Consider the following 13,163-nt stretch of genomic DNA (forward strand, 5'->3'; position numbering starts at 1 on the left):
TTAAAAACCGCCCGACCGCCCGGGGTGCTTTTTACTCTTTTGTTCTGCTCTTTAAATACTCGAGAAAGATAGCTGCCGTAGCCAGGTTCGTGGCCGCCGGAACGTTGTGGACGTCACAAATGCGCAGGAGGGCGCTGATATCCGGTTCGTGGGGCTGGGGCGTCAGCGGATCCCGCAGGAAAATTACCAGGTCCAGGCGTTTTTTGGCCACCAGGGAACCCATTTGCTGGTCTCCCCCCAGGGGCCCGGACATGAGACGGTGGACCTTGAGGCCGGTGCGTTCCATGATCCTGGCACCTGTAGTTCCCGTGGCTACCAGCCGGTGGTTGGCAAAGATATGTTTATGCTGGTCGACAAAATTGACCAGATCGTCTTTCATGCGGTCGTGGGCTATGAGAGCGATGCGCATCAATCTTCCTCCATTTTAACAGTTTTTCAGGAAGTTGAATAAATAGATTCGCTAAAAAGCTCTTTTCCCCTTCTATTGGCGAAGCTGGCGCCATAGTTCCGGTGGGCAAAGGGACTTTAAAGGAACCTCGGCAAAACTAAAGCAGCCGGCAAATGGGGTCGGCTCCCAGTCATGGCGGTGCACACCTGCCGGTACCGCCGGCTGCAAAGAAAGCCAGGAACGCACCAGTTCATCTTCCCCGCGGTTGATAACGATTTCCCGTAATATTCTGGCCCGCCGGGTGCGGGGGCAGCAAAAATAGGTGCGGCAGATGAGGGGCCGGTATTTGTACAGGCGGCAACGACGACGGTACGGTTCTAAAAAAATACAGTAGCCTTCGGCGTCAGTCCGCAAAGTAATATCTACCACCCGCCCCTTCACCCGGACCTGGCAATATTCCTCCAGCATTTCCGGGAGGGAAAACCTTTTACCAGTAAGCTCCTCCAGTCCCTGCTGCAATACCTGCAGGTCGATGCTGGTCAGGGGCAGACGACCGCCGCAGCAGTGATCACAACCCTGGCAAGCGCCGTTGGTATAGGGCCGGTAAAGGAGAGCCGGGTCGAGTCCTTCTACGGCGGTAATATAGTCAGCTACGCTGGCCTCGGGAGATAAAACCCGCAGATCATAACCTCGCTTGCCGTTGACCTGCCAGTAACGCACCTGAACGGGGTTCTGTCCTTGTTTTGCGAGCAATTGACAACCTCCTGCCAATTATATTTTTACTCTTCTTCCCGCCATTCCATCAGGGCCAGGGGGAAGGGCTCCAGGGCCCGTTCCAGGACGCCGTGGATAAAAGCCAGGAGGACGCCGTAATTAACTATTGGCACGCCGGCTTCCCTGGCCAGCTGGATGCGGTAGAGCATTTCCCGGCGGTTGATCATGCAGCCGCCGCAGTGAATTATCACCTTGTAACTGGCCACATCTTCCGGGAAACCAGTGCCGGAATACCAGGAAAACTGCAGCTCACCGCCCACGTACTGTCGCAGCCAGCGGGGTATCTGCACTTTACCGATGTCATCAGCCTGGCGGTGATGGGTGCAGGCCTCGGCGATGAGAACCCTGTCTCCAGGTTGTAATTTTTTTATAGCCTTTACTCCTCGTACCATCTCCACCAGGTCGCCTTTATAGCGGGCAAATAAAATGGAAAAGGAAGTCATCCAGACGCCGGGCGGCGTGTCGGCCGCCACCTTCAGGAAAGCCTGGGAATCAGTAATAACAATCTTCGGAGGCGGGATCTTCGCCAGGGCCAGTTTCAGTTCCCGCTCTTTTACCACCAGGCCCATGGCGTCGTGATCCAGCAAGTCCCGCAGTGTCTGAACCTGGGGCAGGATAAGGCGCCCCTTCGGTGCCGCCAGGTCGATGGGGATCACCAGGACAGCCATTTCTCCGGGCCCCACCAGATCGGCAACAATATAGGGCTCCTCAAAGTCGGCGGGAGCGGCTTTAATCAACTCCCCTTTCAACTCTTCGATCCCCTGGCGGGTCAGGGCGCTGACCGGCAGGACCCGCTGTCCCAGTTTTTTTTCCAGGTCCGGCAATAGTTCCCGGCCGCCCCGGTCGATTTTATTCAGCACTATCACCCGGGGCAGGTTTTGTTCCTTCAGCCGCTGCAGTAGTTCCAGCTCATAAGGCCCCACCCCGGCGTCCGGGTCCAGGACCAGGATGGCCAGGTCGGTGCGTCGCAGGACTTCCATGGTCTTTTTAACCCTTAAAGCACCCAGCTCGCCCACGTCATCAATTCCGGCCGTGTCGATGAGCACAACAGGTCCCAGAGGTAAAATTTCCATGGATTTAAGGACCGGGTCTGTTGTCGTACCGGGAACGCTGGAGACTACGGCCAGTTCCTGGTTGGTCAGGGCGTTGATTAAACTGGACTTGCCGGCATTGCGGCGGCCAAAGATAGCAATATGCAAGCGATTGCCCCTTGGTGTTGCTTCCACAGCTGCTTCACCTCCACGTACAGCAGTGCTTCGCTTCAACGAAAAACGCTTTGCCGGGGTGCCGGCCCGGAAATTTTCCCAGTAAAAAACGGGAGTTTATCTCCCGTAGCGCACCACTCTTTAACTGGTCTGTTTAGCGGCCTTCTCTTTAGCGGTATTGCTGTCGCCTTCCTCGATTTTGACCGCTTCTTTGATTTCCTCGGTTACGGAATTGGTAGCATTTTTAAATTCCCTGATACCCTTCCCCAGGGCGCGACCTACCTCGGGCAGCTTGCCGGGGCCAAAAATAATCAACGCCAGCACTAAAATCAAGATTAATTCAGGAGCTCCCAGACCGAACATCCTTCTCACCTCCTGTTAAGATTTATTGTACACCTGTTTTTTTTAAATTTAAATACCTTCTTCCCTGGCCTTTTCTTCCCGCTTTCGCCGCACCAGGTAAGAAATCCAGATGCTAACTTCATAAAGGGCAATTACCGGTAAAGCCATTAATGTTTGGGAAATCATATCCGGTGTCGGGGTAAGAATGGCCGCCAGGATAAAGATAATTAAAACAGCATATTTACGATTTTTAGCCAGAAACCGGGGTGTTATCAAGCCTAAATGGGTGAGAAGCATGATAACCAGGGGTAACTGGAAAACGGCTCCGAATGGTAAAACAAACATGGTCAGGAAACTAAAATACCGAGAGATAGAAATCAGGGGTGTAAAGCCTTCACTGGCACTTATTAGTAAAAAATGAATGGCCGCCGGGAAAACTACCAGGAAACCGAAGACTATTCCCGCGGCGAAAAGCACTATTGAAGCCGGCATCAACATATAAACCAGGCGTCGTTCATGGCTGTGCAGGGCCGGCAGGATGAAGCTCCACACTTCCCAGAGGATCACCGGTAGAGCCAGGAAGACAGCGGCCACAAAGCAAATTTTTATGGTGGTAAAGAAGGCCTCCCAGGGAGTGATAAATACCGGGTTTATGCCTAACTCCTTAATCGGTCGTAAGATTAGAACCAGCAGCTGGCCCCGGAAGCCAAAATAAACAGCGATAGTTGCGATCACTAAAGCGATAATAGACACCAGCAGTACCCGGCGCAGAGCTTCCAGGTGCTCCGTCAGGGTCATCGACTTATCTTCCACCGCTCCACCTCCCTTTTGTCCCCTTTATGGCTAGATTCATTATACTGCCGCTATCATAGCAGGGCAACATTATTTCTTTATTCCAACATGCACGGTGACAATGCCGCCCGTCAGTTCGTAATAACGTGCCCTGTCCAGGCCCAGGTCGCGGAAGTACTGCAATATTTCTTCCTGGTGGGGATAGCCCTTGAGGGAGCGGGGCAGGTAGCTATAGGGGCCATCCATGCCCACTCCAAGGCGACCGATTAAAGGCACCAGATGGTCAAAGTACAGGTAATAAAGCTGCTTAAAAAGGGGCCAGGTGGGTTTGGCTAATTCCAGGGAAACCACCCGTCCTCCCGGCCGTACCACCCGCCTCATTTCCGCCAGACCTCCTTTGATATCAGGGAGGTTACGCAGGCCAAAAGCAATGGTGGCGCAATCAAAAGTATTATCCGGGAAGGGAAGGTCCATGGCATTGCCTTCTACCAGTTGTACCAGACGGCCGTAGGGACTGGCTGCCAGGCGGCGACGGGCGACCTCAAGCATGCCCGGAGCAAAATCCAGTCCCACCACCTGACCGCCCGGGGCTACGGCCCGGGCCAGTTCCAAAGAAAGCATACCGGTGCCACAGCAGACATCCAGGGCTTTGTTCCCAGGCGCAAGGCCTGCCTGGGCTACAGTAAAGCGGCGCCACCCCCGGTCGCAGTTAAAACTGAGAATCGTATTTAACAGGTCATAGCGGGGGGCGATGTTGTTAAAAATACCGCGTACATATTCCTCTTTGGTCACAGGGCCATCACCCGTTTAACTGGCAGCTCTTCGCTTAAATGAACGACCAGCTCACTCAGCAGTTCCTTTACTGTTCCGGGAGCAAGTTTTTCTATAACCTGGCTGGCTTTTACGGTTACTGGCCGGCCATTCCACAGCTTGCCTAAAAATAAGCCTATCTCCCGCCATGCCTGAGCCAGCCAGGGTTCGGCCTGGCCTAACTGGCTGCCCAGGTAGGTTGCCGCGGCAGCCAGGTATTCGCGCATATGGAGACTTTCAGGAGAACTGGGTTTTTCGTGCTGCCGGGCAGCATCCAGGTGAATCTGGCAAATCAACTGGGATAGGGGTGCGAGAAATTGCAGATTACCATCGCGGCACAGGAGATCAAAAAAACGGGTGTATAAATAATCTCCTGCCAGGGTTTCCAGGGCTACCTCTTCCTTAACATTGTTATGAATCAATGAGGCCAGAAAAATAAATTGAAATACGGCAGCCAGGGAAAGTGCCCTGGAGCCAGAGTAACCCTGAGTATGGGCGCTCAAAAGAACTAGAGCAGGCAGAAAATCTTGATCTAAATGGTTTAAAACAGGCCAGGAGACCCCGGGTAACCTTCGCCCTTGCAAGCGAGTTTCCCTTAACAAGCAATGGCGAACCATTTCCAGCTCGGGTTGTAATATTTTAAACAGGGCGGTCAACATCCAGCCCTCCTAGAAATAAAAATGGGTATTCTATTTGATATTCTATTCTTTAAAGCATATTCCTGCTGGTTTTTTGATCGCAAAAACACCACAGGCCCTGCAAGTTTTTCTCCCTGCAAGGCCTGTCAGCTCCTACCCTCACTACCACCTTTGCATGTAGGTAATAAAATAAATATCCCTCCTACAGATTTACCGCTGCCGTCCGAGGAGGTTCCATGACGCCCCTTTCAATTTCGGTAGCGTGGACTTCGCCGGCCTGGAACTGCTCGGTTAAATACCTGCAGGCATCCCATGGATTTACCTTTTCGCCGCAGGTAAAAACATCTACGGCAGCATACCCTAACTCCGGCCACGTGTGGATTGCCAGATGCGATTCGGAGATGACCACCACGCCGCTGACACCCTGAGGGCTGAATTTATGGAAGCAGACTTCGCGAATTTCGGCACCTGCCTCTAAAGCAGCTTTGACCATGATTTCTTCGACCTTTTTGATGTCGTTTAAAATCTCGAAGCTGCAACCATAAACCTCAGCTAAAACATGACGGCCCAATGCGCGCAATTATCATTCCTCCTCCAGGATAAAAATGGGGCATGACATCAATCAAATCCAATTGTAACCCTACTCCCCCTTATTGTCAACTAAAAATCGCAGCCAATGTCGGATAAAGTTGAGGGCTTGTCTTTAGAGGCTATAAGAAGCGGCCTGGGTACCAAACCATGCCGCTTCTTAGCCTTTTAGCCCTTCAATTGCATGAAATAGCAGCAAGTAGTATTCCCGACAATGTAACGCCATTCCCGGGGGTTTAATTGTACTTAACCAATAAAAACGAACATCGCCGTACCATCTCCGTACCCACTCCGTTATATGGACATAGAAACCATAAAGTTACATTTAACTGTTCCGCCTACTTACGGGCCACCTCGTGGCCGCCGAACTCGTGGCGCAGAGCGGCCACCACCTTGGTCGCAAAGCTTTCCTCCTGCTCGGAGCGGTAACGCATCAGCAAGGCGGCTGTGATTACCGGTGCCGGCACTTTAAGACGCAGGGCTTCTTCTACCGTCCAGAGACCCTCACCGGAAGAATAAGCGATATCTTTTATGCTTTCCAGAGTAGCGTCTTTGCTAAGGGCACTTTCCATGAGGTCCATTAGCCAGCCGCGGATTACCGAACCATGGCGCCAAACCCTGGCCACCGCCTTCAGATCCAGTTTAAAGGGCCCTTTAGCCAGGACTTCCATCCCCTCGCCAATGGCCTGCATCATGCCGTATTCGATGCCGTTGTGGACCATTTTAACATAGTGGCCGCTGCCGGGGGGGCCGGTGTGCAGGTAGCCCCCGGGAACGGTTATATCCTTAAACAAAGGCTCCAGGTAGGCAAAGAGCTCATCTTCGGCCCCAACCATGCAGCAGGCGCCGTAGCGGGCCCCCTCCATACCTCCGCTGGTACCAGAATCGGCGAAACGAATACCCTTTTCCTTTAAAAATTGATAGCGACGTAAAGTATCCCGGTAATGAGAATTTCCTCCGTCGACGATAATATCGCCGGGAGCAAGCAGGGGTAATAGCTGTTCAATAACCTCGTCCACGGCTTTGCCGGCAGGGATCATTAACCAGATAAGGCGGGGAGATACCAACTCGCCTACCAGCTCTTCCAGGCTGAAAGCACCTTTAATCCCACGGGCGGCGGCCTTTTCCACTGTCGACCTCGTACGGGCGTAACCAACCACTTCGTGACCATGATCCAGCATATTGAGGGCCAGGTTGAGGCCCATTTTGCCTAAGCCTATTAAGCCGATTTGCAAAATAAAACCTCCTCAGGTATATTTATATGGAATATACAAACACCTAGCCTCAGATAACCGCAGCCTGGATGTTTTTCAATTGGCTATAATCTCGCGCATACGATCTAAAAATATCTCAATATCTTTACGCAAGGATATCAGCGTTTCCGGTAGCTTCTGTACCAGTCTTTCCAACCGTTCGGCTGCCAGGTTGAAACCGTAAACGTTGCGAAAAACATGGCGGAAGCCGCGGTATTCGTCCAACAAAGCCGCCGTTTCTTTCCGGATAACATGGAGCCGCAGTTCCGGGATGTCGAGGGTCATCTGCAGCAGCAACTGGCGATGCCATTCGGGATCGGAGGGCATACTATGATCTATTTCCCTGGCTATGGTTTTAAAAATATTTTCTGCCGCCACATAGAAGTCATGCAGAATCGAGCCAATTGCCCGCAGGAAAAAAGAATCGCCCGTGGGAAAAGCTATCCTGTTATTCTGGCCTCTGGCTATTAAACCTTTAGAGGCTAGTTCAGCCTCCAGGCGGGCCATATTCTCCAGTTCCTGGCGTATGCGGCCTTCTAAGATAAGGAATTGCTCTCCGGTCATAGCTCCAATCCCTTTTGCCTGACTTCTAACAATAAACCTGCTACAGCGTCTTCGGCCAGAACTATGCTGGGCGGAAAGGGTGCTGTGATAGCCTCTACCTCCAGCCACATGCGCCAGTAGTGGTCTTTAGCTGTAAAGCCTTCTATCAATAAATCAATATCGGAATGAGGGGTAAAATACTCACTCCAGGCCAGGGAACCATAAAGGTAGACTTTTTTAACCTTGTATTTCTCTTTCAACCAGCTGGCAGCCAGGCGAGCTTTTGTTAGCGCTTCCTGGCGGCGGTTTATGGCAGCCTGCTTTTCTATTGCAGCCCGCCGCTGCCAGGCCTTTCGCATGGTACTAATATCATCCAGCACCATGTTCCCCGCCTTTCTTACTTAAAGCTCACCACTGTATTACATTGTATCGTTACTCTTTTTACCAGTCAACGGCCGTACTTAAGAAGTGAAAAATAAAAGACGCCATTATGGCGTCCTGTAAAATGGTCGGAGCGACTGGACTCGAACCAGCGGCCTCTACCACCCCAAGGTAGCGCTCTAGCCAAACTGAGCTACGCCCCGTTCTTCCTCTGTGCAAGGAAAAGTATATCACCTGACGAACGGCATTGTCAAGGGGCGATTCTGGCGCAACCCGGGGCGAGTAAAATTATTTATTCTGCAAGGCGCTGTGCAGATCGCACAGGTGCCGCCTCTCCTGGCGTAACAACTCATCAATCATGGCTGTCTCAGTTACAGATACAAGGTTCTTTAAGCCGCTGAAAAACAGCAGGGCATCCTTTTCAAACTGGATGGCGAAATTCAGGGCCTCTTCATCATTGGTAATCTGCCTGGCTAGGGTCTCAGGATGCAGGTCCTTAGGGAAAACATTGCTATCCACCAGGGCCTGCATGTAGGCCTCATACTCCCCCGGGTAAGACTCCGGGGGATCGTATGGAGTTGCTTTAGAAGCTAGTTGCTCAAAATCCAGGATATGCTGGCCTTCTTCTAAGGCTAAACGTTGGAAGAGCTTGCGGGCTCTATCATCCCGGGCGCTGGCTGCCATGGCTTGATAAAAGGCCTGGCCCTTTTGCTCTATGGCCCGGGCAAATGCGAAGACTTCGCTGGCGTGGAACATAAGCCACCCCTTTACTGGTAAGGTATGTATCGTTTTCCGGCGCCCCGGACCCTCGCAAGTGCTACAAGGATCCGCCCCCGCAGTCCGGTATATAACAGTTGGCGTCCACAAAACTGCAAACCGACTGGCAGGAAGGACATTTCTCCGGCGGCGCTTCGCCTTCAAAGGCATAACCGCACGCGGAACAACGCCACTTGTTCATACCTATGTACCTCCGTCTAGGCTTCAGGCTCAAACAGTTCTTTGCCTACACTGCAAACCGGGCATACCCACTCTTCCGGTAATTCGCTAAAGGGCGTTCCCGCAGGGATGCCGTTTTCCGGGTCGCCTTCGACCGGGTCGTAGACATAACCGCATACCGTGCAGATATATTTTTCCATTGCTTATTCCTCCCAATCCTTTACTCATATTCTTAATTTGATTTCCAATGACCGTGCAGGTTGCAATAGGCGCGGGCCGTGGCACTCCCGGATTCAGTACAAAAAACTGCCTCGGGAGCGTCGCCGGGATACAAATGCTGCCGCAAGACCTGACCGCCGGCCTGCAGCTCGATCCACTCAATGTAATGATTTTCTTCCATTGGATGGGGAACACTGCCAACGGTCACTTTAAAACCGCCGTCAACTTTAGTAACTACCGGGACATGCTTTTCCTTGCTGGCGTCTACGGTGTTCTCGTTCATCAACTCCATGGGTTTGCCGCAGCAAACCAGGGATCCAGCTCCGGGATGAAGGACCTCGACGATATTACCGCAAACATTGCACCTGTAAACCTGGCCGTTTGCCGTCATGATTAAATTCCTCCTTTTAGTAAGGATTACTATTTGCAATTAATATTCGCTGTGTTCACCTTTTTTCCTGCTGGCTTAAAAAATTTTTACGAAAAGGTTCTAACCTTTAATTATCCTAGTATTAACTGAATACCTGCCTTGACTTCCTAACTTTGGTAAGGTAAAATGGCGTCGAAATCTTATAAAGGAGTGAGTACTATGCCCGGTCTCAAAGGCACCCGGACGGAAAAAAACCTGCTGACGGCCTTTGCCGGCGAGTCCCAGGCCCGCAACCGCTATACTTACTATGCCAGCCAGGCGAAAAAGGAAGGTTATGAGCAAATAGCAGCTATCTTTTTAGAAACTGCCGATAACGAAAAAGAACATGCCAAGCGCCTCTTCAAATTCCTGGAGGGCGGCGAAGTAGAAATTAGCGCCGCTTTCCCGGCCGGTACCATTGCCACTACTTCCTTGAACCTGGCTGCCAGCGCCGACGGAGAAAATTACGAACATACCACCATGTATCCCGAGTTTGCCCGGGTAGCCGAAGAAGAAGGTTTTCAAGAAATAGCTGCCGTCTTCCGGGCCATTGCCCGCGCCGAGAAGGGACACGAAGAACGCTTCCGCGCCCTGCTGGCCAATATAGAAAATAACCGTGTCTTTAAGCGGGAAGAAAAGGTGACCTGGCGTTGCCGCAACTGCGGTTATATACACGAGGGCAACGCAGCCCCAGAAATATGCCCGGCGTGTGCCCATCCCCAGGCGTTCTTTGAACTACAGGCGGAAAATTACTGAGGGGTGGTGACGGCCTGATGTCCTGCCCGACGATTATGGCCATCCTGGTTGACAACCGGCGCGAAACGGCGACTAAAGTTCAGGAGATTTTAACAAAATATGGCTGTATAATCCGGGTGCGCCTTGGCCTCCACGAAACTGAGGCCTGCAGCGACGAAGGCTTGATTATCCTGCAGTTATGCGCCCCCGAAGTCCAGGTCCAGCAGCTAAGGGATGAGCTTAACGCCCTTAGCCGGGTGAAAGCCGAGGTAATAAAGCTGGCATTGGATGATTAAATAGCCGCCCTGTTTTACTGATAGGCGAGGATGAAAAAACAGACCGGCCGAAAGGATGGTTAAGGACCCATGAGCCAGCCCGTTACCATCGCGGAAGGTATTTACTGGGTGGGGGCCATCGACTGGAACATCCGCTACTTCCACGGCCCCGCCTTTTCCACTCACCGGGGTACTACATATAATGCCTACTATATTGTTGATGAAAAAACCGCCCTGGTGGATACCGTTTACGAACCCTTTCAACAGGAATTAATCGCCAAACTGAAGCAGATCCAGGACCCGGTCAAAATCGATTACCTGGTGGTCAACCACACTGAAAACGACCACGCCGGCGCCTTCCCGGCCATCATGGACCTCTGCCCCGGCGCCCACGTCCTGTGTACCCAGCGGGGTTATGAAAGCCTCAAGGACCATTACCCCCATCTTGATTTCCAGTACACCATCATCAAGACCGGGACCAGCATCAGCCTGGGCAAGCGTTCCCTGGTATTCATCGAAGCCCCCATGCTCCACTGGCCCGACAGCATGTTTACCTATGTTCCCGAAGAGGCCCTGCTCTTGCCCAACGATGCCTTCGGCCAGCATATCGCCACCAGCGTCCGCTTCGATGATCAAGTAGACGTAGGGCTCATCATGGACGAGGCGGCCAAGTATTACGCCAACATCCTCATGCCCTTTAGCAACTTGATTACCAAAAAGCTGGAAGAAATCCAGAAAATGAAACTGGCCGTTAAAACCATTGCCCCCAGCCACGGCATTATCTGGCGCCAGAATCCCCAGCGGATCATTGAGGCTTATGCCCGCTGGGCTGAAGGCAAAGGTACGGCGAAGGCCGTTATTGCCTATGATACCATGTGGCTGAGTACGGAAAAGATGGCCCACGCCCTCCTGGACGGCCTGGTGGCCGGGGGCTGTGATGTCAAGCTTTTCAAGCTCTCCGTATCCGACCGCAATGATATTATCAAAGAGCTCCTCGATGCCCGCGCCGTCCTGGTAGGCTCGCCGACCATCAATAACGATATTCTGCCGGTGGTTTCCCCCCTCCTGGATGACCTGGTGGGCTTAAGGCCGAAAAATAAAATCGGCCTGGCCTTCGGTGCTTACGGCTGGGGCGGCGGCGCCCAGAAGATCCTGGAGGAGCGCCTGAAGGCCGCCAAAATCGAGCTCTTTGCCGAGCCCGGCCCCACGGTGAAGTGGGTTCCCAAGACAGAAGACCTGCAACGTTGCTACGAACTGGGGCGGGAAATGGCGACCAGAATTAAGGATTAACCAAGGAGGGAACATTTTGGACACCAAAGCCCTGCATACCATCTCTTACGGGCTGTACATCATTACGGCAAAAAAGGGTGACCGCTTAAACGGCCAGGTTGCCAACACCGTCTTTCAGATTTCCTCGGAACCGCCGACGGTTGCCGTCAGCATCAACAAGCAAAACCTGACCCATGAATTCATCCAGGCCGGCCGGAGCTTTGCCGTCTCGGTCCTGGCCAGGGAGGCCCCCCTTTCCCTCATCGGCCGGTTCGGCTTCAAATCCGGCCGCGAGGTAGACAAATTTGCCGGCTTGAACTACAAGCTAACGCAGGGAGGACTTCCTTACCTGGCTGAGGACACCCTGGCCTACCTGGAAGCTGAAGTAAATCAGACGGTCGACGCCGGCACCCACAGCATATTTATCGGCACTTTGAGGGACGCCGCCGTCTTGCGCCAGGGTGAGCCCATGACCTATGCTTACTATCACCACATCAAGCGCGGCACAACCCCGAAAACGGCGCCGACCTTTGCCGCCGCCGGGGCGGAAGGCGGGCCGGCTACCGCTGCTCCCAGGTACCGGTGCACTATCTGCAATTATATCTATGACCCGGCCCAGGGTGATCCGGAACACGGCATCGCTCCTGGTACCCCCTTTGAGGACCTGCCTGGTGACTGGGCCTGCCCCATCTGCGGCGCCGGTAAAGAAGCCTTCGAGAGAATTTGATAGCTGCCCCCTCTGGATCAACAAAAGCCATCTGTCACGCAGATGGCTTTTTGTTAATTTCCCAATTAGTCATCCTCACAGGCCGCCAAAAAATCCTCTCTGGAAATACCAGCTTGGGTGCCAATAGTTCAACTCAATAAGCATACAACGTACCATATGGCCGTTTATTGTAGGGAATCAACTTGGTAAAGGGATGGGCCAGGATCTTTTCGGCCTCCAGGTTAAAGTAACGGGCAAAATCGCCCACAATTTCCCGCAGGCGCTTCTGGTCGTCAGCTGTTGGGGCTATCGCTTTCACTTCTTTACCCAGGTAAAAGGGATCTACCTGGCCGCGGATAAAGATCTCACCGCCGTGCATCCCGGTGCCTACAAAATTACCCACAATGGCTTCCCCGGGTCGCAAATCCAGACCAAGCAGGACCAGGGTACCGCCGGCCATGTACTCGCCGAAAAAGTCTCCGGCCTTGCCGCCAATGACAATCAGGGGGTTTTTATCCCGGAAGGCCTTCATGTGGATACCCACCCGGTAGCCGGCATCGCCGCGGATGAAGATGCGGCCGCCGCGCATGGAATAACCGGTTATATCGGTGGCGTTACCGTGGATAATTACCGTACCGTCGTTCATGGTGTTGCCAACGCCGTCCTGGGCATTTCCGAAGACCTCTATTTCCAGCCCATCCATCAAGGCCGCCAGGTTGTTGCCCGGCACGCCGTAAATCTCCAGCCGGGCCCGGCCCTGGACCCCGGCACCGATATAACGCTGGCCGTTGACGTTTTTGATAGCCAGTTCCCGGCAGCCGTTATCCAGGAGGGCCCTGATAGACTCATTCAGGGCTTGATAAGACAGGCCCCGGGCATTCAAGATTTCCATAAAATTCC

At 52.9% G+C, this 13,163-nt stretch carries 20 protein-coding genes and 1 tRNA gene; 4 read left to right on the top strand and 17 right to left on the bottom strand.

Features of this window, described 5'->3' with window-relative positions; all coding sequences use genetic code 11:
• Positions 1-31: 31 nt before the first annotated feature.
• The 16 genes from MCACP_RS07335 to MCACP_RS07410 all read right to left on the bottom strand — a co-directional run bounded on the left by MCACP_RS07335 (position 32) and on the right by MCACP_RS07410 (position 9,260).
• Entirely contained in the window at positions 32-409 is a 378-nt protein-coding gene (locus MCACP_RS07335; protein WP_406676141.1) for a methylglyoxal synthase, read from the bottom strand.
• A 72-nt stretch (positions 410-481) separates the two neighbouring features.
• Positions 482-1,141, bottom strand: coding sequence for a YkgJ family cysteine cluster protein (locus MCACP_RS07340; protein ID WP_406676142.1), 660 nt, complete (start codon positions 1,139-1,141; stop codon positions 482-484).
• A gap of 26 nt (positions 1,142-1,167) precedes the next feature.
• Positions 1,168-2,388, bottom strand: a complete 1,221-nt coding sequence (gene hydF, locus MCACP_RS07345; RefSeq protein WP_406676143.1) for a [FeFe] hydrogenase H-cluster maturation GTPase HydF — start codon at positions 2,386-2,388, stop codon at positions 1,168-1,170.
• 120 nt (positions 2,389-2,508) lie between these two features.
• The gene (locus MCACP_RS07350; protein WP_406676144.1) at positions 2,509-2,730 is read right to left on the bottom strand and encodes a Sec-independent protein translocase subunit TatA/TatB; all 222 of its coding nucleotides are present in this window, start codon (positions 2,728-2,730) and stop codon (positions 2,509-2,511) included.
• 48 nt (positions 2,731-2,778) lie between these two features.
• Entirely contained in the window at positions 2,779-3,522 is a 744-nt protein-coding gene (gene tatC, locus MCACP_RS07355; protein ID WP_406676145.1) for a twin-arginine translocase subunit TatC, read from the bottom strand.
• A gap of 69 nt (positions 3,523-3,591) precedes the next feature.
• The gene (gene ubiE / locus MCACP_RS07360; RefSeq protein WP_406676147.1) at positions 3,592-4,293 is read right to left on the bottom strand and encodes a bifunctional demethylmenaquinone methyltransferase/2-methoxy-6-polyprenyl-1,4-benzoquinol methylase UbiE; all 702 of its coding nucleotides are present in this window, start codon (positions 4,291-4,293) and stop codon (positions 3,592-3,594) included.
• Entirely contained in the window at positions 4,290-4,970 is a 681-nt protein-coding gene (locus MCACP_RS07365; RefSeq protein ID WP_406676148.1) for a hypothetical protein, read from the bottom strand. The genes ubiE and MCACP_RS07365 overlap by 4 nt, the downstream gene beginning before the upstream one ends.
• A gap of 181 nt (positions 4,971-5,151) precedes the next feature.
• Complete coding sequence (gene speD, locus MCACP_RS07370) at positions 5,152-5,529, bottom strand: adenosylmethionine decarboxylase (RefSeq protein ID WP_406676149.1); 378 nt, start codon at positions 5,527-5,529, stop codon at positions 5,152-5,154.
• Positions 5,530-5,875: 346 nt separating this feature from the next.
• Complete coding sequence (gnd, locus tag MCACP_RS07375) at positions 5,876-6,772, bottom strand: phosphogluconate dehydrogenase (NAD(+)-dependent, decarboxylating) (RefSeq protein ID WP_406676150.1); 897 nt, start codon at positions 6,770-6,772, stop codon at positions 5,876-5,878.
• A gap of 75 nt (positions 6,773-6,847) precedes the next feature.
• Positions 6,848-7,354 (bottom strand): hypothetical protein, encoded by a 507-nt coding sequence (locus MCACP_RS07380; RefSeq protein ID WP_406676151.1) that lies wholly within the window; start codon positions 7,352-7,354, stop codon positions 6,848-6,850.
• On the bottom strand, positions 7,351-7,716 hold the full coding sequence (locus MCACP_RS07385) for a nucleotidyltransferase domain-containing protein (RefSeq protein ID WP_406676153.1): 366 nt from the start codon (positions 7,714-7,716) through the stop codon (positions 7,351-7,353). The genes MCACP_RS07380 and MCACP_RS07385 overlap by 4 nt, the downstream gene beginning before the upstream one ends.
• 123 nt (positions 7,717-7,839) lie before the next feature.
• A tRNA-Pro gene (locus tag MCACP_RS07390) sits at positions 7,840-7,917 on the bottom strand.
• An 85-nt stretch (positions 7,918-8,002) separates the two neighbouring features.
• Positions 8,003-8,470 (bottom strand): ferritin-like domain-containing protein, encoded by a 468-nt coding sequence (locus tag MCACP_RS07395; RefSeq protein ID WP_406676154.1) that lies wholly within the window; start codon positions 8,468-8,470, stop codon positions 8,003-8,005.
• A gap of 61 nt (positions 8,471-8,531) precedes the next feature.
• Positions 8,532-8,672 (bottom strand): rubredoxin-like domain-containing protein, encoded by a 141-nt coding sequence (locus MCACP_RS07400; protein WP_170066301.1) that lies wholly within the window; start codon positions 8,670-8,672, stop codon positions 8,532-8,534.
• A 16-nt stretch (positions 8,673-8,688) separates the two neighbouring features.
• Positions 8,689-8,850 carry a rubredoxin gene (rd, locus tag MCACP_RS07405; protein WP_406676155.1) on the bottom strand — a complete coding sequence of 54 codons (162 nt, stop codon included), beginning with the start codon at positions 8,848-8,850 and terminating at the stop codon, positions 8,689-8,691.
• Positions 8,851-8,882: 32 nt separating this feature from the next.
• Positions 8,883-9,260, bottom strand: a complete 378-nt coding sequence (locus tag MCACP_RS07410) for a desulfoferrodoxin (RefSeq protein WP_406676156.1) — start codon at positions 9,258-9,260, stop codon at positions 8,883-8,885.
• 198 nt (positions 9,261-9,458) lie between these two features.
• Here MCACP_RS07410 and rbr point away from each other — a divergent pair, with 198 nt between their 5' ends.
• The 4 genes from rbr (at position 9,459) to rd (MCACP_RS07430) (ending at position 12,284) form a co-directional block, all read left to right on the top strand.
• Positions 9,459-10,034: a rubrerythrin gene (gene rbr, locus MCACP_RS07415; RefSeq protein ID WP_406676157.1), complete on the top strand. Its 576-nt coding sequence runs from the start codon at positions 9,459-9,461 to the stop codon at positions 10,032-10,034.
• A 17-nt stretch (positions 10,035-10,051) separates the two neighbouring features.
• Positions 10,052-10,309, top strand: a complete 258-nt coding sequence (locus MCACP_RS07420) for a hypothetical protein (RefSeq protein ID WP_406676158.1) — start codon at positions 10,052-10,054, stop codon at positions 10,307-10,309.
• A 69-nt stretch (positions 10,310-10,378) separates the two neighbouring features.
• Positions 10,379-11,578, top strand: a complete 1,200-nt coding sequence (gene fprA / locus MCACP_RS07425) for a nitric oxide reductase FrpA (protein WP_406676159.1) — start codon at positions 10,379-10,381, stop codon at positions 11,576-11,578.
• A gap of 16 nt (positions 11,579-11,594) precedes the next feature.
• Positions 11,595-12,284: a rubredoxin gene (gene rd, locus MCACP_RS07430; RefSeq protein ID WP_406676160.1), complete on the top strand. Its 690-nt coding sequence runs from the start codon at positions 11,595-11,597 to the stop codon at positions 12,282-12,284.
• A 133-nt stretch (positions 12,285-12,417) separates the two neighbouring features.
• Here the strand turns inward: rd (MCACP_RS07430) and MCACP_RS07435 are convergent, their stop codons facing one another.
• A complete protein-coding gene (locus MCACP_RS07435; protein ID WP_406676161.1) occupies positions 12,418-13,155 on the bottom strand; it encodes a hypothetical protein in 738 nt (245 codons plus the stop codon).
• Between the last annotated feature and the right edge of the window lie 8 nt (positions 13,156-13,163).

Source organism: Neomoorella carbonis (assembly GCF_045278715.1).
GTDB classification, from domain to species: Bacteria; Bacillota; DSM-521; order Neomoorellales; family Neomoorellaceae; genus Neomoorella; species Neomoorella carbonis.

Coding starts and splice junctions, on each gene's coding strand:
- MCACP_RS07335 (WP_406676141.1), bottom strand. CDS start 409: ATGCGCATCGCTCTCATAGCCCACGACCGCATGAAAGACGATCTGGTC.
- MCACP_RS07380 (WP_406676151.1), bottom strand. CDS start 7,354: ATGACCGGAGAGCAATTCCTTATCTTAGAAGGCCGCATACGCCAGGAA.
- MCACP_RS07435 (WP_406676161.1), bottom strand. CDS start 13,155: ATGGAAATCTTGAATGCCCGGGGCCTGTCTTATCAAGCCCTGAATGAG.
- MCACP_RS07385 (WP_406676153.1), bottom strand. CDS start 7,716: ATGGTGCTGGATGATATTAGTACCATGCGAAAGGCCTGGCAGCGGCGG.
- MCACP_RS07420 (WP_406676158.1), top strand. CDS start 10,052: ATGTCCTGCCCGACGATTATGGCCATCCTGGTTGACAACCGGCGCGAA.
- fprA (WP_406676159.1), top strand. CDS start 10,379: ATGAGCCAGCCCGTTACCATCGCGGAAGGTATTTACTGGGTGGGGGCC.
- MCACP_RS07350 (WP_406676144.1), bottom strand. CDS start 2,730: ATGTTCGGTCTGGGAGCTCCTGAATTAATCTTGATTTTAGTGCTGGCG.
- MCACP_RS07410 (WP_406676156.1), bottom strand. CDS start 9,260: ATGACGGCAAACGGCCAGGTTTACAGGTGCAATGTTTGCGGTAATATC.
- MCACP_RS07400 (WP_170066301.1), bottom strand. CDS start 8,672: ATGAACAAGTGGCGTTGTTCCGCGTGCGGTTATGCCTTTGAAGGCGAA.
- MCACP_RS07395 (WP_406676154.1), bottom strand. CDS start 8,470: ATGTTCCACGCCAGCGAAGTCTTCGCATTTGCCCGGGCCATAGAGCAA.
- rd (WP_406676155.1), bottom strand. CDS start 8,850: ATGGAAAAATATATCTGCACGGTATGCGGTTATGTCTACGACCCGGTC.
- rbr (WP_406676157.1), top strand. CDS start 9,459: ATGCCCGGTCTCAAAGGCACCCGGACGGAAAAAAACCTGCTGACGGCC.
- MCACP_RS07365 (WP_406676148.1), bottom strand. CDS start 4,970: ATGTTGACCGCCCTGTTTAAAATATTACAACCCGAGCTGGAAATGGTT.